General features: G+C 40.9%; 20 protein-coding genes and 1 pseudogene. 16 read left to right on the top strand and 5 right to left on the bottom strand.

Going from position 1 to position 21,446, the window contains the following annotated elements; genetic code table 11:
• The first annotated feature begins 176 nt into the window (after positions 1–176).
• The 7 genes from alaS to V7K89_RS12825 all read left to right on the top strand — a co-directional run bounded on the left by alaS (position 177) and on the right by V7K89_RS12825 (position 8,641).
• The gene (gene alaS, locus V7K89_RS12855) at positions 177–2,819 is read left to right on the top strand and encodes an alanine--tRNA ligase (RefSeq protein WP_335187599.1); all 2,643 of its coding nucleotides are present in this window, start codon (positions 177–179) and stop codon (positions 2,817–2,819) included.
• Positions 2,820–3,195: 376 nt separating this feature from the next.
• On the top strand, positions 3,196–4,431 hold the full coding sequence (trpB, locus tag V7K89_RS12850; protein WP_335187596.1) for a tryptophan synthase subunit beta: 1,236 nt from the start codon (positions 3,196–3,198) through the stop codon (positions 4,429–4,431).
• A gap of 28 nt (positions 4,432–4,459) precedes the next feature.
• Entirely contained in the window at positions 4,460–5,617 is a 1,158-nt protein-coding gene (locus V7K89_RS12845; RefSeq protein ID WP_335187594.1) for a class I SAM-dependent methyltransferase, read from the top strand.
• Between the two features lie 100 nt (positions 5,618–5,717).
• Complete coding sequence (locus tag V7K89_RS12840) at positions 5,718–6,005, top strand: hypothetical protein (RefSeq protein WP_335187592.1); 288 nt, start codon at positions 5,718–5,720, stop codon at positions 6,003–6,005.
• A gap of 429 nt (positions 6,006–6,434) precedes the next feature.
• Complete coding sequence (locus tag V7K89_RS12835) at positions 6,435–6,965, top strand: CAP domain-containing protein (protein ID WP_335187590.1); 531 nt, start codon at positions 6,435–6,437, stop codon at positions 6,963–6,965.
• Positions 6,966–7,373: 408 nt separating this feature from the next.
• Positions 7,374–7,922, top strand: coding sequence for a CAP domain-containing protein (locus V7K89_RS12830; RefSeq protein ID WP_335187588.1), 549 nt, complete (start codon positions 7,374–7,376; stop codon positions 7,920–7,922).
• A gap of 89 nt (positions 7,923–8,011) precedes the next feature.
• Entirely contained in the window at positions 8,012–8,641 is a 630-nt protein-coding gene (locus V7K89_RS12825; RefSeq protein ID WP_335187586.1) for a ribonuclease H-like domain-containing protein, read from the top strand.
• A 602-nt stretch (positions 8,642–9,243) separates the two neighbouring features.
• Here V7K89_RS12825 and V7K89_RS12820 read toward each other — a convergent pair.
• Positions 9,244–9,690 (bottom strand): annotated as a pseudogene (locus tag V7K89_RS12820) (rhodanese-like domain-containing protein); the annotation flags it as partial.
• A gap of 1,169 nt (positions 9,691–10,859) precedes the next feature.
• Between V7K89_RS12820 and V7K89_RS12815 the strand changes: the two are divergent.
• The 3 genes from V7K89_RS12815 to V7K89_RS12805 all read left to right on the top strand — a co-directional run bounded on the left by V7K89_RS12815 (position 10,860) and on the right by V7K89_RS12805 (position 12,842).
• Complete coding sequence (locus V7K89_RS12815) at positions 10,860–11,579, top strand: response regulator transcription factor (protein WP_335187584.1); 720 nt, start codon at positions 10,860–10,862, stop codon at positions 11,577–11,579.
• A gap of 186 nt (positions 11,580–11,765) precedes the next feature.
• Complete coding sequence (locus V7K89_RS12810; protein ID WP_335187582.1) at positions 11,766–11,966, top strand: hypothetical protein; 201 nt, start codon at positions 11,766–11,768, stop codon at positions 11,964–11,966.
• A gap of 3 nt (positions 11,967–11,969) precedes the next feature.
• Entirely contained in the window at positions 11,970–12,842 is an 873-nt protein-coding gene (locus tag V7K89_RS12805) for a protein rep (RefSeq protein WP_335187580.1), read from the top strand.
• 115 nt (positions 12,843–12,957) lie between these two features.
• Here V7K89_RS12805 and V7K89_RS12800 read toward each other — a convergent pair whose 3' ends face one another.
• The 3 genes from V7K89_RS12800 to pdxA are packed head-to-tail and all read right to left on the bottom strand — an operon-like array spanning position 12,958 to position 14,561.
• Positions 12,958–13,191, bottom strand: coding sequence for a hypothetical protein (locus tag V7K89_RS12800; RefSeq protein ID WP_334972120.1), 234 nt, complete (start codon positions 13,189–13,191; stop codon positions 12,958–12,960).
• Between the two features lie 8 nt (positions 13,192–13,199).
• Positions 13,200–13,430 (bottom strand): hypothetical protein, encoded by a 231-nt coding sequence (locus tag V7K89_RS12795; RefSeq protein ID WP_335187578.1) that lies wholly within the window; start codon positions 13,428–13,430, stop codon positions 13,200–13,202.
• 39 nt (positions 13,431–13,469) lie between these two features.
• Positions 13,470–14,561, bottom strand: a complete 1,092-nt coding sequence (pdxA, locus tag V7K89_RS12790) for a 4-hydroxythreonine-4-phosphate dehydrogenase PdxA (RefSeq protein WP_335187576.1) — start codon at positions 14,559–14,561, stop codon at positions 13,470–13,472.
• A 206-nt stretch (positions 14,562–14,767) separates the two neighbouring features.
• Between pdxA and petM the strand changes: the two genes are divergently transcribed.
• The 6 genes from petM to V7K89_RS12760 all read left to right on the top strand — a co-directional run bounded on the left by petM (position 14,768) and on the right by V7K89_RS12760 (position 19,595).
• Complete coding sequence (petM, locus tag V7K89_RS12785) at positions 14,768–14,872, top strand: cytochrome b6-f complex subunit PetM (protein ID WP_094344256.1); 105 nt, start codon at positions 14,768–14,770, stop codon at positions 14,870–14,872.
• Positions 14,873–15,103: 231 nt separating this feature from the next.
• A complete protein-coding gene (locus tag V7K89_RS12780) occupies positions 15,104–16,102 on the top strand; it encodes an SDR family oxidoreductase (RefSeq protein ID WP_335187574.1) in 999 nt (332 codons plus the stop codon).
• Positions 16,103–16,231: 129 nt separating this feature from the next.
• Positions 16,232–17,149 (top strand): NAD(+) kinase, encoded by a 918-nt coding sequence (locus tag V7K89_RS12775; RefSeq protein WP_335187572.1) that lies wholly within the window; start codon positions 16,232–16,234, stop codon positions 17,147–17,149.
• 362 nt (positions 17,150–17,511) lie between these two features.
• A complete protein-coding gene (gene nblR, locus V7K89_RS12770; RefSeq protein ID WP_099103317.1) occupies positions 17,512–18,198 on the top strand; it encodes a response regulator transcription factor NblR in 687 nt (228 codons plus the stop codon).
• A 153-nt stretch (positions 18,199–18,351) separates the two neighbouring features.
• The gene (locus V7K89_RS12765) at positions 18,352–18,858 is read left to right on the top strand and encodes a DUF192 domain-containing protein (RefSeq protein WP_335187570.1); all 507 of its coding nucleotides are present in this window, start codon (positions 18,352–18,354) and stop codon (positions 18,856–18,858) included.
• Positions 18,859–19,367: 509 nt separating this feature from the next.
• Complete coding sequence (locus tag V7K89_RS12760; protein WP_292719964.1) at positions 19,368–19,595, top strand: DUF2949 domain-containing protein; 228 nt, start codon at positions 19,368–19,370, stop codon at positions 19,593–19,595.
• A gap of 340 nt (positions 19,596–19,935) precedes the next feature.
• On the opposite strand, the gene V7K89_RS12755 is transcribed toward V7K89_RS12760, so the two are convergent.
• Positions 19,936–21,090 carry a pyridoxal-phosphate-dependent aminotransferase family protein gene (locus V7K89_RS12755; protein ID WP_335187568.1) on the bottom strand — a complete coding sequence of 385 codons (1,155 nt, stop codon included), beginning with the start codon at positions 21,088–21,090 and terminating at the stop codon, positions 19,936–19,938.
• Positions 21,091–21,446 lie beyond the last annotated feature (356 nt).

Raw genomic sequence — 21,446 nt, 5'->3', positions numbered from 1 at the left:
ATCTGATTATGTTGTAAAAACGTCTTAATTAATGCATTTTGCTCACCCACTGGCAGAATTCGCTGGCAGTAATATGAAACAAAATGCAAGAATATATAAAGCTATTTATGAAAATACACCTATCTAGTGCCGCTACGCCCAAGTCGAAAGTCTAAAGTCCAAAGTTAAAAACACCTATGTCTTCAAATCCCCAGTACCTAAGCGGTAACGAAATTCGCAACATATTTCTCGACTTCTTTGCTCAACGGGAACACCAAATTCTCCCTAGTGCCTCCCTCGTGCCAGAAGACCCAACCGTGCTGCTGACGATCGCGGGGATGCTACCATTTAAGCCAGTATTCTTGGGGCAGCGCACACCAGAATTTAAACGGGCTACGACTTCGCAAAAGTGTATCCGCACCAACGACATCGAAAATGTCGGACGCACCAAACGGCATCACACGTTTTTTGAGATGCTGGGTAATTTTAGCTTTGGTGATTATTTTAAAGAACAAGCGATCGCTTGGGGTTGGGAAATATCTACACAAGTCTTTGGCTTTTCCCCCCAAAATCTTGTCGTTAGCGTTTTTGAAGATGATGATGAAGCTTTTGCAATTTGGCGCGATCAAATTGGTGTGCCGATAGCGAGAATTAAACGCTTGGGCGAAGATGATAACTTTTGGGTATCTGGGCCGACTGGCCCTTGTGGCCCTTGTTCGGAAATTTATTACGACTTCCACCCTGAACGCGGTGACGAAAATATAGATTTAGAAGACGATTCCCGATTCATTGAGTTTTACAACCTCGTCTTTATGCAATATAACCGGGATGCTGACGGGAATTTAACGCCACTGCAAAACAAGAACATCGATACCGGTATGGGTTTGGAGAGAATGGCGCAAATTCTCCAAAAAGTGCCGAATAACTACGAAACTGACCTGATTTTCCCAATTATTCAAACAGCTGCCGAAATTGCTGGCATTGAGTACCACAAAAGTGATGAAAAAACCAAAGTCTCCTTAAAAGTCATTGGCGATCACGTTCGTTCTGTTGTCCACATGATTGCTGATGAAATTCGCGCTTCCAATGTGGGAAGAGGTTATGTACTGCGGCGGTTAATTCGCCGGGTGGTGCGTCATGGGCGATTAATTGGGATTTCTGGTGAATTTACTAGCCAAGTTGCCGAAACTGCGATCGCTCTTTCCGAATCAGCTTACCCCAATGTGCGCCAACAGGAAGCAGCAATTAAAGCTGAGTTACAACGGGAAGAATCTAATTTCCTCAGAACTCTGGATAGAGGCGAAAAACTCTTAGAAGAAATCATTCAAGAGTTTAAACAGCAAGGTAACACTCAAATTAGCGGTGAAAGCGCATTTACCCTCTATGACACCTACGGATTTCCCCTGGAACTTACTCAAGAAGTTGCTGAAGAAAATAATCTGACAGTCGATGAAGCGGGATTTGATGCCGAAATGCAAAAGCAGGTAGAACGTGCTAAAGCAGCACATGAAACCATCGATTTAACTGTGCAAGGTTCTCTCGACAAATTAGCACAACACATCCAAGTCACCGAATTTTTAGGCTATACCCAACCTGCAACGACGGCCAAAGTCGAAGCAATATTGGTAAATGGTGTTTCTCAAGAGGAAGCAGAAGCGGGGACAGAAGTGCAAATTATCCTTGACAAAACGCCATTTTATGCTGAATCCGGCGGACAAATCGGCGATCGCGGTTATATCTCTGGTGATGGCATTGTCATTCGCGTTGAAGACGTGAAGAAAGAATCTGATTTCTTTGTTCACTTCGGACGCATCGAACGCGGTACACTGCGCGTAGGCGATCGCGTCACCGCCCAAATCGATCCAGCTTGTCGCCGTCGCGCCCAAGCTAACCATACCGCAACGCATCTATTGCAAGCGGCATTGAAAAAAATTGTTGATGAGGGTATATCTCAAGCAGGTTCTCTGGTTTCCTTTGATAGGTTGCGCTTTGACTTTAACTGTCCCCGCGCTTTGACAGCAGAAGAAGTTCAACAAGTTGAGGAACAGGTGAACACTTGGATTGCCCAAGCCCATGCTGCAAAAGTGGAAGTATTACCTTTAGCAGAAGCAAAAGCTAGGGGTGCTGTCGCCATGTTCGGGGAAAAATACGGTGAGGAAGTGCGCGTGATTGACTTTCCCAGCGTATCAATGGAACTATGCGGTGGAACTCATGTGAGTAACACTGCTGAAATTGGTGTGTTCAAGATTATCTCGGAAGCTGGTGTAGCTTCTGGGGTGCGGCGGATTGAAGCTGTTTCGGGGCCAGCAATTTTAGATTATCTCAATCTGCGGGATAAAGTAGTTAAAGATTTGAGCGATCGCTTTAAAGTTAAACCCGAAGAATTACCAGACAGAATCACAAGTCTGCAAAGCGAACTAAGAAATAGCCAGAAAGAATTAGAAACCTTAAAGGTACAGCTAGCGATCGCTAAATCAGACAGCTTGCTACAAACAGCCCAAACCGTAGGCGATCATCAAATTATTGTTGCCCAATTAGAAGGTGTCGATCCAGAATCATTGAAAACCGCAGCCGAACGCTTATTACAAAAAATCGGTAACGGTGCAGTGGTACTGGGTTCTGTTCCCGAAGAGGGAAAAGTGAGTATAGTTGCAGCTTTTAGTCCAGAAGTGAACAAAAAAGGTTTGCAAGCTGGTAAATTTGTGGGTGCGATCGCTAAAATTTGCGGTGGTGGCGGCGGTGGAAGACCGAACTTAGCCCAAGCTGGCGGACGCGATGCAAGTAAATTACCAGATGCGTTGGCACAAGCGGAAAGTGAGTTAAAGTCCGCGTTAGGTTAACAAGCTGCTAACGCAAAACCTAATCTCCAAGCCCGATTTTCTATAGAACTTACGTACACGCGCTCAGGGGCAATTCATGAATTGTCCCTACCTAAAAATCAAGATTTCAACTATAGGACTCCGATTTGATTTCTGAAAACATACTGAGACTGAAAAGCCTGTTTTTTCAGGGTTTTATCTGAAATCTTGTTTAAAATCAGATATGAGTTTTATATTAGTTTGCGTAAGTCTTGTTTTATTTTCAAGGCAGATAATATTGTTATTTATTATTCTCCTGTGCCCCCTGCCCCCTTGCCCCCTGCTTCCTCCCCATTCTCCAGATATGCCTCAGACTTTTCTATAATAATTAAGTGATTCCCGTCATAAAAAATAGCCTGTGACTACCACTCCTCTATCTCCAATTTCAACTGCTCAGGTTCCAGATACGCTAGGCCGCTTTGGACGCTTTGGCGGTAAGTATGTACCTGAAACGCTCATGCCTGCCTTGGCTGAATTAGAAACAGCTTATCAACAATACCGTAATGACCCTGGTTTTCAAGCAGAACTACAGCAGTTGTTACGGGACTATGTAGGACGTGCGACACCATTGTATTTTGCTGAACGCCTGACTGCTCATTATGCCCGACCCGATCGCACCGGGCCACAAATTTATTTAAAGCGTGAAGATTTAAATCATACTGGCGCTCACAAAATCAATAATGCCCTTGGTCAGGTATTGTTGGCAAAACGCATGGGTAAACAGCGGATTATTGCCGAAACGGGTGCTGGACAACATGGAGTTGCTACAGCCACAGTTTGCGCTCGTTTTGGGCTGGAATGCGTAATTTACATGGGCGTTCATGATATGGAACGCCAAGCTCTGAATGTATTCAGAATGCAACTGATGGGGGCAGAAGTACGTCCAGTGGAGGCGGGAACCGGAACTTTGAAGGATGCTACTTCTGAAGCAATCCGGGATTGGGTGACGAATGTGGAAACGACTCACTACATCCTAGGTTCAGTAGCAGGGCCCCATCCTTACCCAATGATGGTACGTGATTTCCATGCAGTAATCGGCCAAGAAACTCGCGCCCAAGCAATGGAAAAGTGGGGCGTATTGCCTGATATTCTCTTGGCTTGTGTTGGTGGTGGTTCCAATGCAATGGGACTATTTTATGAGTTTATCAATGAGTCTTCTATACGCTTCATTGGAATTGAAGCAGCCGGAGAAGGTGTCAATACTGAAAAACACGCTGCAACCTTGACAAAAGGACGAGTTGGTGTATTGCACGGAGCCATGAGTTACCTGCTGCAAGATGAAGATGGGCAAATCATTGAAGCACACTCAATTAGTGCGGGCTTAGATTATCCCGGTGTGGGCCCAGAACATAGCTATTTAAAAGATACTGGCCGCGCCGAATACTATAGTGTGACGGATGCAGAGGCTTTGGCGGCATTTCAGCGATTGTCGAAATTAGAGGGGATTATCCCGGCATTGGAAACAGCCCATGCGATCGCCTATCTCGAAACCCTCTGTCCTCAACTAACCGACAGTCCTCGGATTGTAATTAACTGTTCTGGACGCGGCGATAAGGATGTACAAACAGTAGCCAAGTTATTAAATCCTGCGTAAATATACCTCAAATTCTTCGGAGGAAATTATGGATCAACAATTCCAACACGCTATGCTACCGCAACCCACTCATGACGAGTTGGCACGCCAAAACTTTGTGCAAACAATGAAAATGCACATTTTCAAGAATATCCTTCCTGGTAATAAGGAAGTTTATGAAAAACTAGGCAAGCCGAAGTTTGAACAAGCACATCAACGTCCTCCCCAGAATCGTTATGAAATTCGGGAAGTAATGCAGCACGAACCCTATTACCACTGGACTAGTGCCCTCAAGCGCATCAACCAGGAAATGTTATGGGATTCTGTAAATGCCAATATTGACAGACAACTGCCAGAGTTGATTGAGCGCGCCAAAGACAAGGGTGGTGAACTGGGTACTTTAACCCTCGAACCAAATTTTCAAATACCTACTCATCAAAAGGCTGTAGACATTCACTGTATGCCTGGAGGATATCATAGTGAATTCACTGCTGATGATGTCGCAGCAGGCGCAACCTACGATCGCGGCGCTTACGTTTATGGAATGGGTTGGTTGGGACCGCTTAATGATGATATGGGGCTATCTATAGTCCAAAACTACCTTTTAGCAGAGTTTCCCGACTTTCGACCCAGAAAAATTCTTGATATGGGATGTTCTATTGGAAATAGTACATTACCTTATGTCGATGGTTTCCCAAATGCAGAAGTCCATGCCATAGATGTAGGTGCACCCATGCTGCGTTATGCTCATGCAAGAGCCGAAGCCTTGGGAAAACGGGTACACTTCTCTCAGCAAAATGCTGAACATACTAATTTCCCGGATGGATCATTTGACTTAGTAGTTTCTCACATTTTGCTGCATGAAATTCCCCCGCCATCTGTGCGTAAAGTTATGCAAGAGTCTTATCGTCTACTGGCTCCTGGCGGCATGATGATCCATCTAGAAGCACCTCTATATCGGCACATGGATGTTTATAGACAGTTTATTTCTGATTGGGAAACCGCTAACAACAACGAACCCTTTTGGAGTGCTGTACGCGATTTAGATTTGGTGCCGCTAGTTACTGAGGCTGGTTTTGCAGCAGATAAGACATTTGAGAAATTTGTCCCCAATGGGGCATGGAAAGCAAAAGAAACTAATGCTATGTTTCAAAATCGGAACTCAACCACCCAAGGCACTTGGTTTCTGGTTGTTGCAACTAAGTAAGCTAAGGAAGTTATAGCAATTTGTAATTGAGAAAGTCAGATTTTATCTGGCTTTCCTCGTTTTTTATGTCTAGTCTTATTTTTGGAGAATTGATATTAGGATGACAAAAATAGCCAAAGGTAAACGACCTGTTTACTTAGAAAATCCGCAAACTGATAAATTATTAGCGATCGTTATGGCTTTGACTGGTGAGGTGTCCGTGCTGCATGAGCGGCTAGACACGATTGAACGGTTGCTAGAGGTGAAAGGTATTTTATCGGCTAGTGAGATTGAAGCTTACGAGCCGGATGCCAAAGTAACTAAGGAACGGGAACAGTGGCGTGCAGAATATATTGCACGGGTGTTGCGCGTGGTACAGGAAGAGTTAGAAACTCTCAACAAAAGCTAGTTGAAATCACGCAGATATTTTCCTGAATAAATCTAGCCTATTTATATTCTACATTCCGTATCTTCAACTGCGACAATCGGTTTTTACTGTTTTTTTGTATATTATTAAAGCTATTAAATATACTTAAAAGCAGTAAAATAACTGAATATCTCAAGTAAAAAAGCATCATATAAAACTAAAAAATATAAAAATTTTAGTAATTACACTACTATAGGACAGCTAAGTACAGAATGTAGATATAAATAATTATACTAATGGTAGAAGATGATTATTGATGAAATAGCACTATTTTTCTGTAAAATCATGAATTTAAACGTTTGCTGGTAGTTTTTTAACAAAAAAGCCTACAAATAAAGCTATATAGACCTATAAGCAATTTGTCACATTGATATTAGTTGGTTACATTGTCTAAAAGTTTACTTCTAGCAAATGATTAAGCCAATAATTTACAGCGTCGCTTTAGGCACTATCATTCTCAGTAGTGGAGCGATCGCTACTCCTGTAACAAATCCAGCTTTCACGCCGATGAATTCAGATGTATCAAATAGTACTTTAAAAATTGCAGCATCTAGCATCGACACTGCTGCTCTAGAACAGTCGATTTTTAACCAAATTAATAACTACAGAATTTCCCAAGGGCTACCAGCACTGACTCGTAATGCTGCTATCGACAATCAAGTGAGGATTCATAGTCAGAATATGGCTAATGGTACTGTTCCCTTTGGACATAATGGATTTACAGAACGTGTTAAGGCAACCCGTATTTCTTACAGAGCAGCTGGTGAAAATGTCGCTTACAACCAGGGATATAGCGATCCTGCCACAAAAGCTGTTCAAGGCTGGCTTAAAAGTCCAGGGCATCTTGCCAATATTAGAGGTAATTATAATCTGACAGGGATTGGTGTCGCTAAGAATAGTAAAGGCGCAATCTACTTCACACAAATATTCATTCGCTCATAAGTTTGACGCAATGTGCAATTTAATATTCTGACTTTATTTCCATTCCTCTCTCCGGTAAAGAGAAAAGCTTTGAAAGCAAGGGGTTGAGAAATGAAGTTTGAGTAAAAATTGCACACAGCGTTAAATTTGAGACAATTCAGGTTTTTTCTCAAATTCTCCAAACTTTAACCTGTCAGCAAAGCTTTTGCGAGATTCCTGAAAATCTTAAGTTATCAGCAAAACTAACCGTGATTTTCATGAAACTGACCTATTGAAATACTGACAAATGAAAATGATTGTTTGTGTTACTTGTAAAGGATGTAGCCAAATTGCCGAAATTCATCATTACTTAACAGTATTGTGGTATATATTCTTGGAACAATAGGGTAGAGTAGAAGTCTTATATCTCTACACATTACGCAATTCTCCATGTTCCGACAAACTGCTTTTGGCATCGCTTTAAGTGCGCTTGTCCTTGCTAGTGGATTAACGACTGCTCCGATACCAAATCATACTTCTACGAATACATCCACCCGTAATAAGCTGTTGTCGCTTTTTTCTAGTCAGGTTGCAATATCGACTCCTACTTTTAAAACTACTGAGCTAGAAAAATCAGTATTTGACCAAATTAATCGATATCGGGCTTCTAAAGGGCTGCCAAAGTTGACCTTAAATGCAAATTTAACTCAACAGGCAAGAATTCATAGTCAAAATATGGCTAAAGGCAAAACTCCATTTAGCCATCAGGGATTTGAAGGGCGAGTCAAAGCTATTCCGATTCGCTATAACAGTGCAGCAGAAAATGTTGCTTTCAATCGGGGATATAGCAACCCCGTAGAGGAAGCTGTTACTGGTTGGATTAACAGTCCCGGACATCTAAAGAATCTTAAAGGAAAATACAACCTGACTGGAATTGGTGTTGCTACTAATAAACAAGGCGAAGTCTACCTGACACAAATGTTTTTTCGCACTAGGTAGATTTAATTTTTGATTTTTTTGCACAATAATAATGTAGTGTCTAACAAGATTTTTTTCTGCTGGACACTGCTATTATTTTTGAAAGATTGATGACATTACCAGATTTTCAGGTGAGCGATCGCGACCTCAGTGACGCAGCCCTTAGCCAGTATTTAGAATCTACAGCGATCGCAGTTGATACAGAAACGATGGGATTATTGCCGTTGCGCGATCGCTTGTGTCTTGTCCAGCTTTGCAATCTTGAAGGGAAAGTGACTGTAATCCGTATAGCAAAAGGACAAGTTGATGCTCCCAACTTAAAAAAACTTTTGGAAGCAGTCAATGTTGTGAAAGTGTTTCACTTTGCTCGATTTGACCTTGCCACTTTGCGAGCCAATCTGGGTATTCAGGTAAAGCCAATTTTTTGCACCAAAATTGCCAGTAAATTAGCTCGTACTTACACAAATCGCCACGGACTCAAAGATGTGGTACAAGAGTTAGAACAAGTGGAACTAGATAAAAGCTCTCAAAGTTCTGATTGGGGCAACACCGTTAGTTTATCTGAAGCTCAACTAAGTTATGCTGCCAATGATGTGCGCTACTTACTTAGTGTGCAGCAGAAGCTAATACAAATGCTTAAACGAGAAGAACGCTGGAAAATTGCTCAAGAATGTTTTGAATTTCTACCAACAATAGTTTCTTTAGATTTATTGCAATTTAAGGATTTGTTTGAACACTGATCAAACCGTAAACTTATTGCAAAAGTTATTGAGCTAGAAGACAAATATCATTATACAGAATATTCTGTATAATGATCGGAGCTTCGCAGTCTCTGGCTCCATTAGTGAATTGTGACTTTTCTATTCATGAAAAATTGAGATTAGACCTCTTGGAAAATTTTTTAACACCCCACCCTAACCTCTCTTCGATATCAAAGAGGAGAAACTTTGACGTTAGTCAATGGCAGAGTGGGGTTCTTATGCTTGATTTATACAAGAGGTCTATTCGCTAACTTTCTAAGTTATTTTTTGCCTAAGATCCAATCTTGGAATTATTCAGTGTCTCTAGGAGTTTTAGATTCATTAATGCCTTCTTTGACATTACTGGCTCCCTCTTGTACGTTTTCTTTGAGGTTACTAGCTCCCTCTTGAACATTTTCTTTGAGGTTACTAGCTCCCTCTTGAACATTTTCTTTCAGGTTACTAGATCCTTCTTGAACGTTTTCTTTGAGATTACTGGCTCCCTGTTGAATGTTTTCTTTAAGATTACTAGCTCCCTCTTTTATGCCTTCCTTAAGGTTAGCGGCTCCCTGTTTAATAGATTCCGTCGCGCTAGTGCCTCCCTTTTGCAGATTTTCTTGGTGATTTTTTAGCCGATCTACCACATTGTAGTCGTCTGCACCTGCGGGAGTTTTTGATTCAACAATGCCTTCTGTTGGACCACCAATGTCCTTCCATGCCTCAAGACCACCTTTGAGTTGGGAGACGTGTTCAAATCCATTGGAACGCAGTTGTTGTGCAGCTTGAGCACTTTCTTCCTCGTTGGCACCGTAAATATAAATATCACGGCTCTTATCCAAAGAAGATAGTGCACGCTCTACCAATTCATCTGCTGGCATTGGCATTGCTCCCATAATGTGACCTTGGTTGTAGGTCGGGCGATCACGTACATCTAGGATTGTAAAAGCTGGTTCGCCCCATTCCAAACGAGTCTTTAGGACATGAGCCTCTGTTTGTGCTTCTATTGGTGGCTGTGGGGGAATGACGCCGCCTACTAAATTATTAACCATAATTTTTCCTTACTGACGATATTAATAGCAATTTAGCGAACTGAAGATATCTAATCGATCTTTCTCTGGTATGAATATCCTTAAACTCTCTCCTCAGATAGACTGAGTTCTTTCTAGAAAATATACCAATTAATCAATTGCAAATAATGCCATTTAAAAGTATGTATAAAAATTTTCCTAATAAATATAATTAAATATATTTAAGGTTTATGTTTTTGTGATTTCAGTCATTGAGACATTTTTTATTTTACTAAATTCCTCATAAATTGAGAGAAACATTAGTTTAAAATGAAAAATATTTAGCGATAAATATAATAATCGTATACCTTTTTATTGTTAGCGATCGCTAATAATAATGTTTCTTCAATCTTTTGCTGCACTTCTAGAGTTATATACAGCAGATTGAAAATAAAGTGAGTTACACAACGATTCGTTTGTTACCTAGATATAAAGGGTGTTTTACTCCCGAATTCTGTATTTTTAATTCTGCTGTAAACAGCACTATTAAGGCAATCTCCCAGCAATTCTTTGACATTGTAATATTGCTAGAGCTATTATTTTTGCTGTTGCTTTTGTCTGTTAAAGCTGTTTTTGCTGCCCTTATACCTTCTAGCAATGCTTTCAGTCTTTAGCTTGTCATGAAACTTGTAGTATAGTATATGCTTAAGAGGGCAGCTATATGTAAATGCACCAGGGTAGATTTTCGTAGACCTTCTTTAAAAGAACATACCTATTGGCTAAAGTACAGTGGAGTAAGTAGAAGTTGAGAATCTAGATTGCCTCATAAGTTAATTTATGAGCCTTTGTAGAGACCTAATTAATCAGGGAGTGTGTTGCTCTTTTAAAGTTTTAGCAATTGCTGTCGCTTCTGGATGTGTCTTTTGATTATTTGCAATTACGGAGATGGTTTGTAATTATACTTATAGATATGTATAATTACTATATTATACAACATAAATTCAAAGTTATGCAATCATGCGATAATCATAGAATTTTATCAGCATGACGATGGCTGAGGTTGTCATAAACTTCATGAAAAATTAAATGTATACAAGTACTACAGGAGCGATGATACTCAGCAGAGACGCGCGTGAATACACTCTCAACAGAAACACGTAAAGTAAAACTGACGCAACAGCAAATCGCCCAATCTACAATAGGCAGCATTTATGGTTATGGTTACTGCTACTACTCCCAAAATTCTGATCGTTGATGACGACTTCGGCGTCCGAAATCTCGTATATCGTTTTTTAAGTCGAAAATATCAAATAGAGTCGGCAGCAGATGGTAGGACTGCCTTATCGTTGTTTGAGCAATTCAACCCAGCTTTAGTAATTCTGGATTGGAATTTGCCGGATGTTACGGGTTATAGCCTTTGCCAAGAAATGCAGAGTCGTACTAATGTTTTAGTACTGATACTAACTAGTAGAACTGACGAGGCTGATAAAATTAAAATCTTAAGCGCAGGTGCTGATGATTTCATGACTAAACCATTTAGTCTTGCAGAAGTTGAAGTTAGAGTAGAAGCTCTTTTGAGGCGGATACGCTACATCAATCCTTCCCCAACACAACGTATCGTTTTCAAGCAGCTAGTAATTAATCCAGAGGGCCGGGAGGTAACACTTAACGATAAAACTCTTGCCTTAACAGCGCTGGAATTTAATATCTTACATTTTTTGGCAAGTCATCCTAATCAGGCTTGGAGTCGTCCACAACTAATCCAACAAATCTGGGGTTGCGACTACGTAGGAGATGGCCGAGTGGTTGATGTGCATATTGGTCAGCTTCGCAAAAAGATGGAAGTCGATCCCAGCATACCGGAGTTTATTAAAACTGTGCGAGGCTATGGTTACAAGTTTGAAGCACCCAACGAAAATACTAATTCGTAATTCGTAATTCGTAATTAATGAGTACTTGTACCATTGTTTATTAATGGAGACAAAAGAGTGCCTTTATGCATGGGGTAATAATTATAAATTCTTATAGCATCTGACTTACTTAAATACTTTTACTGAGGCTTGATCATATAAGTTGCGTTAATTTGGGACGTTAATACAAACTGATTTGGTGATTTCGTGTCTGTCCAAGCCTCAGACAGTAACTTTATTGCTTTTAATATATCGTCTCAAGATAAGTTCCAACAAAATCAAAATATACAGAGCTTAACCGAAGTTTCATCTATAGGTAAAATTTGGGACAAGCACAGAGCTAATACTGATAAAGTCTTGGATTATTACGCCAAAGCAGAAGAACATTATTTTCAGCAGTATGCTTAGCGGATGAGAATCTGTTCCGAGTTGCTGAAATTTCAATTAGTACCAGATGAATCGGAAGCTATTCTCAAGTTAAAACTATCAGATACCCGATTCTGTAGGGTTCGTCATTGTCCAGTTTGTCAGTGGCGGCGATCGCTCATGTGGAAAGCAAGAGCTTACAAAATTCTCCCACAGGTTGTCACTGATTACCCCAAGCACCGTTGGCTGTTTATTACCTTGACTGTAAAGAATTGCCAGATTAAAGAACTCAAGGAAAACTTGGATTTGATGAATAAAGCTTTTAAGCGATTGACTGAATTGAAAGCATGGCCTGCGAAAGGTTGGGTGAAGTCCATAGAAGTCACTAAAGGTAGGGATGGAGTCTCAGCACACCCGCATTTACATATTTTGGCAATGGTGCCGCCTTCCTATTTCAGTCATGGCTATCTTTCTCATGCCAAATGGGTAGCATTATGGCAGCAGTGCTTACGGATTGATTACCAGCCTGTTGTTCATATTAGCGCGATCGCAAAGCATCATAACCCTTCACTACTTATCCCAGAAATTCTCAAGTATCAAGTGAAAGAGTCAGATTTAGTGGGTGATAAAGAATGGTTTTTAGAGTTAACCCGTCAACTGCATAAAACCAGAGCGATCGCTGTTGGGGGTATACTCAGGCAGTATATGCAGGAATTAGAGGAGAAAAACCAAGACCTCATTGATGAAAGTGAAGAGATAGATGAGGTGGATAGAGAAAGTTTGTATTTCCGATGGGAGCGCAAGTTTAAGGCGTTAGCCTATCCTTTCTGTAACTTAAAAAGTACAAAAAAATACCAGTTGCCTGAAAAACAGATAACTGGTATTTATAAATTGCCTTTACTTGAAGCTAGTAAATAGCTTCGATGATAAAGTTATAAAATTTCAGCACAATATGATTCAAGGCAGCTTTGGTGAGAAGTAGCAGCTATTTTTTGAAATAGATTTTAGAGTTATTGGAACAAATAATTAAATGTTAACTAGCTAGAGAAAAAGCTTCTGCAACCGCTTTTGGTAATTCAATCAATACGAAATAATTGCTAGGATATAAGTAGTCTTCACCTGATTCATCAATAACTCTAATCATTCGGTGCTTAACAGCATCAGAATCAGGAACAGTCTGGTAAATTTTCCGAATTTCTAAAGAAGCAGGATAATCTTTGTTGCTAATGCAAACAACATATTGAGTTTCTGTGTTCGCTGACTGCATAACGACTCCTATAGAAAGCGTTTTATTTTAATTTCTTTCTTACCAATTCCGTGAGCTTCATACCAGTCTAATTCAGTTTCATAAATGCTTCTGTCATCTAAGCTAATGGTTGCAAAGCCTTTAAGTTTCCGCCACCGTCCTGAACCATAAGTTTTACGCAAGCGTTCTAGTTCACGAATAGAGTTACCAACAGCAATTATTTCAATATTGGTGATGTCTCCAAGAATTTCAAAATTCAAGTCAGCATTATTCCTAGTAAATATTGCAACAAAAAACTTTTAACCACAACCCACCGCTAATCTTTGACTAACCAACTCAGCCGCTAAATGTATTGCTGCTTTCATACTCGTAGCATCAGCAATTCCCTTACCCGCAATATCAAATGCTGTTCCGTGATCAGGTGAAGTCCGAACGAAAGGAAGACCAATAGAAGTATTAACTGCCCGATCAAACGCCATCAGCTTCACTGGAATTAAGCCTTGGTCGTGATAAAGTGCCAAGTAGGCATCAGCTGGATTTTGTACTAAAGAATTTCCATACCAAGCTTGACCAGGTTTAACCCACATCGTATCTGGCGGTATCGGGCCATCTAGTTGCAATTGTGGACGATTTTGCCGCTCTTGCTCCAACCAGGGAATTAACCAATCCTGTTCTTCACGTCCAAGTTGTCCCTGTTCGCCACTGTGGGGATTTAACCCGGCGATCGCAATTCTTGCTCTATATATACCAAAATCTTTCTCTAAACACTCCACCAGCAAATCCAATTTCTGTGTCAACAACTGCGGTGTCAACACATCGGCTACTTGACGTAGGGGAATATGTGTGGTGCCAAGTAAAGCGCGGAGTGTCCAACCAGTATGGGGCGATCGCGCTACGAATAACATCCCAAAACGCTCAACACCTGATTTTTGTGCCAAAAGTTCCGTTTGCCCTGGATAATTATACCCTGCCGCTTTCCAAGCCGATTTAGCGATCGGCCCTGTGACAATACCATCAAATTTACCAGCCAGTGTTTGAGCGATCGCATATTCCATATACGCAAAACTAGCCGCACCACTGGCTGCATTACCTATTCCTGAAATAATTTGATCTTTAATTTTTCCATTCAACTGCACATCACTAACTGACAAACCATCTGGATTTGCCAAAGGTGCAAAATTCTCAGTTAAATTAAGTTTGCGATAAGTCTGTGCCAGCAAATCCCCATTACCCACCACTGTAACGTCATATTTTTGACTAATTTCTGGATCTGCTAAAGCTTTCAAAATCACCTCCAGCCCAATCCCTGCCGGATCTCCTAATGTCAATGCTAAACGCGGACGATTTTCTTTAACAAAATTTATTAAACTAACTTGATTATTTGGATACATAAAATCTCTTCATAATTATTATCATTAAAACTTACCAATTTCCCCATCTTCTTTCTGGAAAGAGTAGGGATTGCCCCCCGAACCAGTAGGGATTACCTGCTAAACTAGTTTAAAATTATTTACACAGGTCTAATCCTACAGCAACTATTGAAAAGCTTCTGGTAGACCTAGTTTACACACCACTTTGCATAAGGAGAATCACACCAATGGGCGGCGAAATTTTGAATGCAGCTCTATTATCTTTCGGTTTAATCTTCGTGGGCTGGGGTTTAGGCGCGTTGTTACTGAAAATTCAGGGCACAGAAGAATAATTAGTACTGAGTGCTTAGTTAAGAGTTAAGAGTTCTTATTCTCCCCACTCCCCATTCCCTACTCACTTTTTCATCGAAATGAGAAAAAAGCTTGTCCGTTAACCGGACAGCTATTTTCCCATAACTCTATTCAAATAAATTAATTTTCTGAGAAAAGATGTAAACTTTTGTTTGCATAGGTTATTCTGATAACATTATTTTCATAAAACATTAAAATTTATTACAACCCTCATGACATTATTAATCGTCGGTGCCACTGGCACCTTAGGAAGACAAGTGGCTCGTCGTGCGATCGATGAGGGATATAAAGTACGCTGTCTTGTCCGCAGCAGTAAAAAAGCAGCTTTTCTTAAAGAATGGGGTGCAGAACTCTTCCCTGGAAATTTGCGTTACCCCGATACCCTAGCGGAAGCATTAGAAGGTGTAACCCAAGTTATTGATGCCTCAACATCTCGCCCTACAGATTCACTAAGTATCAAACAAGTGGATTGGGAAGGCAAAGTAGCATTGATTCAAGCAGCAATTGCAGCGGGTGTAGAGCGTTTTATCTTCTTTTCTATTTTAGATGCTGATAAATATCCAGAAGTGCCGCTAATGGAAATTAAGCGATGTACAGAACTATTCTTGGCTGAGTCAGGCTTAAATTATACCATCTTGCAACTAGCTGGATTTATGCAAGGTTTAATCGGTCAGTATGGGATTCCCATTTTGGAAGGACAGCCAGTTTGGGTAACAGGTAATTCTTCTCCCATCGCCTATATGGACACTCAGGACATTGCTAAGTTTGCGATCCGAGCATTAAGTGTACCAGAAACGGAAAACCAAGCTTTTCCTGTAGTCGGTACTCGTGCGTGGAGTGCAGAAGAAATTATCAACCTCTGCGAACGCTTATCTGGAAAAGATGCCAGAGTAACGCGGATGCCAATAAACTTACTGCGTGCTGTTCGCGGCATAATGCGGTTCTTTCAGTGGGGATGGAACGTAGCAGACAGGCTGGCGTTTACAGAAGTATTGGCTAGTGGTAAACAGTTAAATGCTTCAATGGATGAAGTATATACAGTGTTTGGTTTAGATCAGCAACAAACTACAACCCTAGAAAGCTATCTACAAGAGTACTTCAGCCGAATAATGAAGAAGCTCAAAGAGGTAGACTACCAGAAAAATAAAAATAAAAAGCAGAAACCGAAAAAAACTCCTTTTAAAGAGTCTTCAAAAGCCAATAGTCAATAGTCATATAAAACAAACATTAGTCGTTAAACTTTAGACTCTGGATATTTGACTCTAGATTAATGACTACATGACCAAAAATGTGTAACGATTACATAATACAGAGCATCGCCTAAACTTGGATATTTGAGTGTGCCGAAAGCAGGCATTATCTATAATGACGTTAAACCGATAGCGGGCCGTGTCGCTATCGAGTTGAAAGACAAGCTAACCGCAGCCGGTTGGAATGTATGTATCACATCGAGTATTGGTGGGATACTGGGCTACTCTAACCCGGATAGTCCTGTATGCCACACCCCTATTGACGGTCTAACGCCCCCTGGTTTTGACTCAGATATGGAGTTTGCAGTGGTGTTAGGGGGAGACGGCACTGTTTTAGCAGCGTCTCGTCAGGTAGCTCCCTGTGGTATTCCACTGCTAACAGTGAATACCGGCCACATGGGATTTTTAACGGAAACTTTCCTGAACCGATTGCCCCAAGCACTAGAACAGGCAATGGCGGGTGAGTATGAAATTGAAGAACGAGCTATGCTCACCGTCAAAGTGTTTCGGGGTGATTCAGTACTGTGGGAAGCGCTCTGCTTGAATGAAATGGTACTGCACCGGGAACCTTTGACCTCTATGTGCCATTTTGAAATTGCCATAGGGCGTCATGCGCCAGTAGATATTGCCGCAGATGGTGTGATTGTTTCTACGCCTACTGGTTCTACAGCTTACTCATTGAGTGCTGGTGGGCCAGTGGTAACTCCTGGCGTACCTGCTTTACAGCTAGTACCCATTTGTCCCCATTCCCTAGCTTCTAGAGCATTAGTATTTCCAGATACTGAATCTGTCAACATTTACCCAGTCAACATTCCTCGGCTGGTAATGGTGGTGGATGGTAATGGTGGATGCTATGTACTACCAGAAGATAGAGTATATATGGAGCGATCGCAATATACTGTCCGATTTATTCGCCTGCAACCGCCTGAATTTTTCCGAATTTTGCGAGAAAAATTAGGTTGGGGTTTGCCACATATCGCTAAACCAACTTCGGTAGAATTGCCGTAAGAATTGGGGATTGGGGAAGGTGGGGTCCCCTCTGGGGATAAGGGGTAATGCGGATTGGGGATTGGTTATTAATTCTTTTCCCTTATCCCCCTCATCAACCTATTCCCTCTGCCCCATGCCCGATGCCCCCATTTGCTAATTTCCTTCCAGAATTACTGGTATAGAGATGGAATTTGGAGTTAGTTATTAAGATTGCATCTGAGAATTCGATAGCTGACACCTGAACGTGTTAAAACATTTTTAGCAGCGCGTCAAATCAGGATTGTTACATCACTCAAAACTGGTAATTGCACTTTAATAACTGATGTAAAGATTTTCTCTAAAATATCTTTACAATCCCAAATCCAATATCTCAAATTGTTATGACAGTTGCTCAAAGTCCCTGTGTTTTGGTGATTGAAACCGATGAGAGCCTTGCAAATCAGCTTTCTTGCGATTTGCAAGAAGCCGGTTATGAATCAATTTTGGCTCATGATGCGACGAGTGGTTTACAACACTGTCGCGATCGCCAGCCTGCTTTAATTGTCTTAGACCGGATGCTAGCAGGAGAATCAGGACTCTCATTGTGCAAAAATATGAGAAGCACTGGTATGCGATCGCCTGTATTGATTTTAATGGCAAGGGATACAGTTGACGATCGTGTAGCTTGTCTAGAAGCTGGAGCGGATGATTACATCCTCAAACCTTACCGCTCAGAAGATTTTTTGAAGTTGATTCGCCTCTACTTAAAACCCGATGTGGATACCACGGAGCAATTACGCTTTGGGGATTTAATTTTAGACATAGCAACTCGCCGTGCCATACACAACGGGCGACCAATTGACTTGACAATGAAGGAATTTGAACTATTAAAATTCTTAATGGAACATCCCCGTGAGGTGTTAACTCGCGAACAAATTCTAGAAAATGTTTGGGGTTACGACTTTCTCGGTGAGTCAAATGTAATTGAAGTGTACATCCGTTACTTGCGATTAAAAATTGAAGATGAAGGTCAAAAGCGCCTCATTCAAACAGTGCGAGGCGTAGGGTACGTTTTAAGAGAATCCTAGTATACTGTAGCGGGAGTTTGCCTATCTCCTTGCTTTGTTACCAGTTTCAGATTGGGAATGCTTTCTTTGGGTGCTGCTACCTCCCACCCAAAGGGTTTATTCTGCCTACAACACTGTAAAATTGAAGTCTAAATTACAAAATCGAAAAGCTATATGACTTGTCGGCTAAGTTTGCTCTCGATAATCCTGAGTATTTTTCTGATGGGTTGTTCTGTGCCAACAACAGCGAAATCTCCTAGCCTTACCTCTGATTCTAAAACTCCAGCACCAGAGAGTTTAGGTCAGAAACTACCAATTTCTGCTAAAGCCATTGTGCCTAATGGTACAACGATTCAATTAGAGGTAGCGCAGACGCCACAACAGCAAGCGATGGGGTTGATGTATCGACCAGCTTTGCCAAATGACCGAGGAATGCTGTTTGGGTTTCCTTCAGCACAACCAGTCAGTTTCTGGATGAAGAATGTACCTGTACCCCTGGACATGGTATTTCTACATAAAGGTGTAGTTAAATATATTCAGGTTGCTGCACCTCCTTGTGCAAGTGAGCCTTGTCCTACCTATGGTCCCAATACACCAATTGATAAGGTGATTGAACTTCGCTCTGGAAGAGCTACTGAATTGAAGTTGAAAGTGGGCGATACAATCAAAATTGAGCTTTGAAACTCCGGTGCTTTGCACGGATAAAAACTTAAGTAATTACTTGGTTGAAAGCCTATACGGTCGAATATATGTTTTTTTTGTAAAAAATGTCACTTTATGTGGTCAAACAGCACTTGTAACGCTACTATTTAAAAACTATGGTGATAATGTAAAATTCTACTGTCTCAAACCTAAAATCGCAGTCTTCAGGTTTGGTCTCAAAAATATTCCCTTGGGCGCAAGTGTAAATAGTCGCCAATAAGAGAGTATAGGCTATGGAATCTTTATTACTACCTGTGTAATTAAATAAAATACAAAGGTAAATAAAATGAAGCTAATTTAATTAGGTAAAAATACTGCTTAAGAATCTAGCAGATGATTTGTGTGAGAATTTTTATTTCTCAGAACATCTATAAGAAGCCTCTGTTGAAGGCAGATTAACAAAAACTGTGCTGGGGTGTATGGCCGAGAACGGCACAGTGACAAATGAAATACTGGCCACTGTCTACCGAGTAATGATGAACTGATATATGACAATACATTCTGCACAAGGAGGTGAGATACAAATGTCACCATCAAAATATTCTCGACTGATTAATTTTTTGCAAGAAGATTTGGCAATTTCCACAGCATCACTAGCGGTGGCGCTTCGGCATAGGGAGCAAGACCCAGGCCCTTTGGCAATGATTCTTTGGCAATATGGGTTAATTACTCTAGAGCAATTAGAACAAATTTATGATTGGCTGGAGACGGCGTAGGCTATAGCAATTTTGGATTCTAGATTTTAGACTTTGACTTAAAGGTTTCTACCAAATGCATATTAGCAGAATCTCAAACAATACTATTGATGCTAATTTTGTATGATACTAAGTTGCCAAAGTTAGTCTTGTTTGGTGTCAAAGATACAATTCGACTTTTTTCAAAGCAAATAATACTATCTAGGGCAACTTGGTGTCATTTAGGAGAATTGAGGTATGTCACATCAACTCTACCTTATGCAAAGGTTGATATATAGCTCCCTTGACCCTGACAGTTTCTACTCTATATACAAATTAAAAGAGCGAGTTAAATTATCAACTCGCTCTTTTAATTTAGTACTCAGGACTGACTAAACACTTTAACTGCTGCTGCTATACCAGAACCAGGGGTGAAGTCTTCGTAGCCAAGTTCTCTTAGGGTAACTTCTAAGGATGCTATACAACTAAGGATATCGCGATCGCTTACAAAACCCAAATGACCAATACGGAAAATTTTATTGCTCAAATGATCTTGACCACCAGCTAAAGCAATATCAAAGCGTTTTTTCATCAATGACCGAATCTTATCCGGTTCAATTCCCTGTGGTGCTACAGCCGTAATTGCTGGACTAGCGGAATTATCTGCTGCAAGCAAGGGTAAATTTAATCCTTTAATGGCGGCGCGGGTAGCATTTTTCAGCCGTTCATGTCGAGCAAATATTGATTCCAAGCCTTCCTCTTTCATGATTCGTAACGTAGTGTGTAACGCTACGATCAAGTTCACAGGCGGAGTAAATGGAGTTGTATTTTTGGCTGTAGCTTTGCGATATTTGCCTAAATCCAAATAATATTTCGGTAGCTTCGCAGTTTTGTAAGCTTCCCAAGCCTTGGGACTGACAGAGACAAAACCTAATCCCGGCGGAATCATATAAGCTTTTTGGGAACCGGAGGCGACGATATCCAAACCCCAAGCATCCACGGGTAGATTGAATGCACCCAAGCTCGTGACGGCATCAACGATAATTAAAGCTTCACCGTGTTCTTTAACGTGGCGGTTGATGGTTTCTAGGTCATTCAATACACCCGTCGAGGTTTCGCTGTGGGTAATGATTACGGCTTTGATTTGCTTTTGGCTATCTGCTTGGAGTTTTTCAGCAAATACTGCGGGATCTAAGGGTTTTCCCCATTCCACTTTAACTTCTTCTACATTCAAACCGTAGGCCTGACCAACTTCTACCCAGCGTTCGCCAAATTTACCATTAGAGCCAACTAAAATGCGATCGCCTGGAGAGAGAAAATTAATTATTCCCGCTTCTACAGCACCCGTACCACTGACATTCAGCATCAGCACATCACTTTGAGTTTGGTGCAGCCACTTGAGGTTTTCTGTCACTTCTGCCAATATGTTGCTAAATTCACTAGTACGGTGCCCAATCGGATGCTTGGCTAATGCCAGTAAGGCAGCTTCTGGCACCGGTGTAGGGCCTGGAATCATCAGCATCAGCTTATCGTTCATGTGTCTATCCTAAAAGTCAAATAAAAGTCAAAATTGTGGGAAATTGGTTAAGTCTGATAGCAAATCCTAGATATTCATCTACAAATTCTACTCAGATCGTCACCAGCATTGTTGTATATTTTCCAAATTCATAGGAAAAATATCGTGGGAGTTAATGATCGGTCAGCTTGACCTTTGCAATTTATACCAGACTCTAACTCAGATAAAACCTTTGTTGCAGGCAATCTTACCATACACTTAGACGCCAGGTTAAGGTGTCTGCTCCTAGGCGAACGGCTGGCTATTTTAGCCAAGGATGAAACATCTATCTAAATGAGGCATAGGTACAATAAATTCTTAAAATCCACCCATAATCC

The organism is Nostoc sp., from assembly GCF_036917515.1.
In the GTDB taxonomy this organism is placed as follows: domain Bacteria; phylum Cyanobacteriota; class Cyanobacteriia; order Cyanobacteriales; family Nostocaceae; genus Nostoc.
The sequence above is the reverse complement of the archived record's forward strand: the minus strand, read 5'-3'. Positions and strand labels throughout refer to the sequence as shown.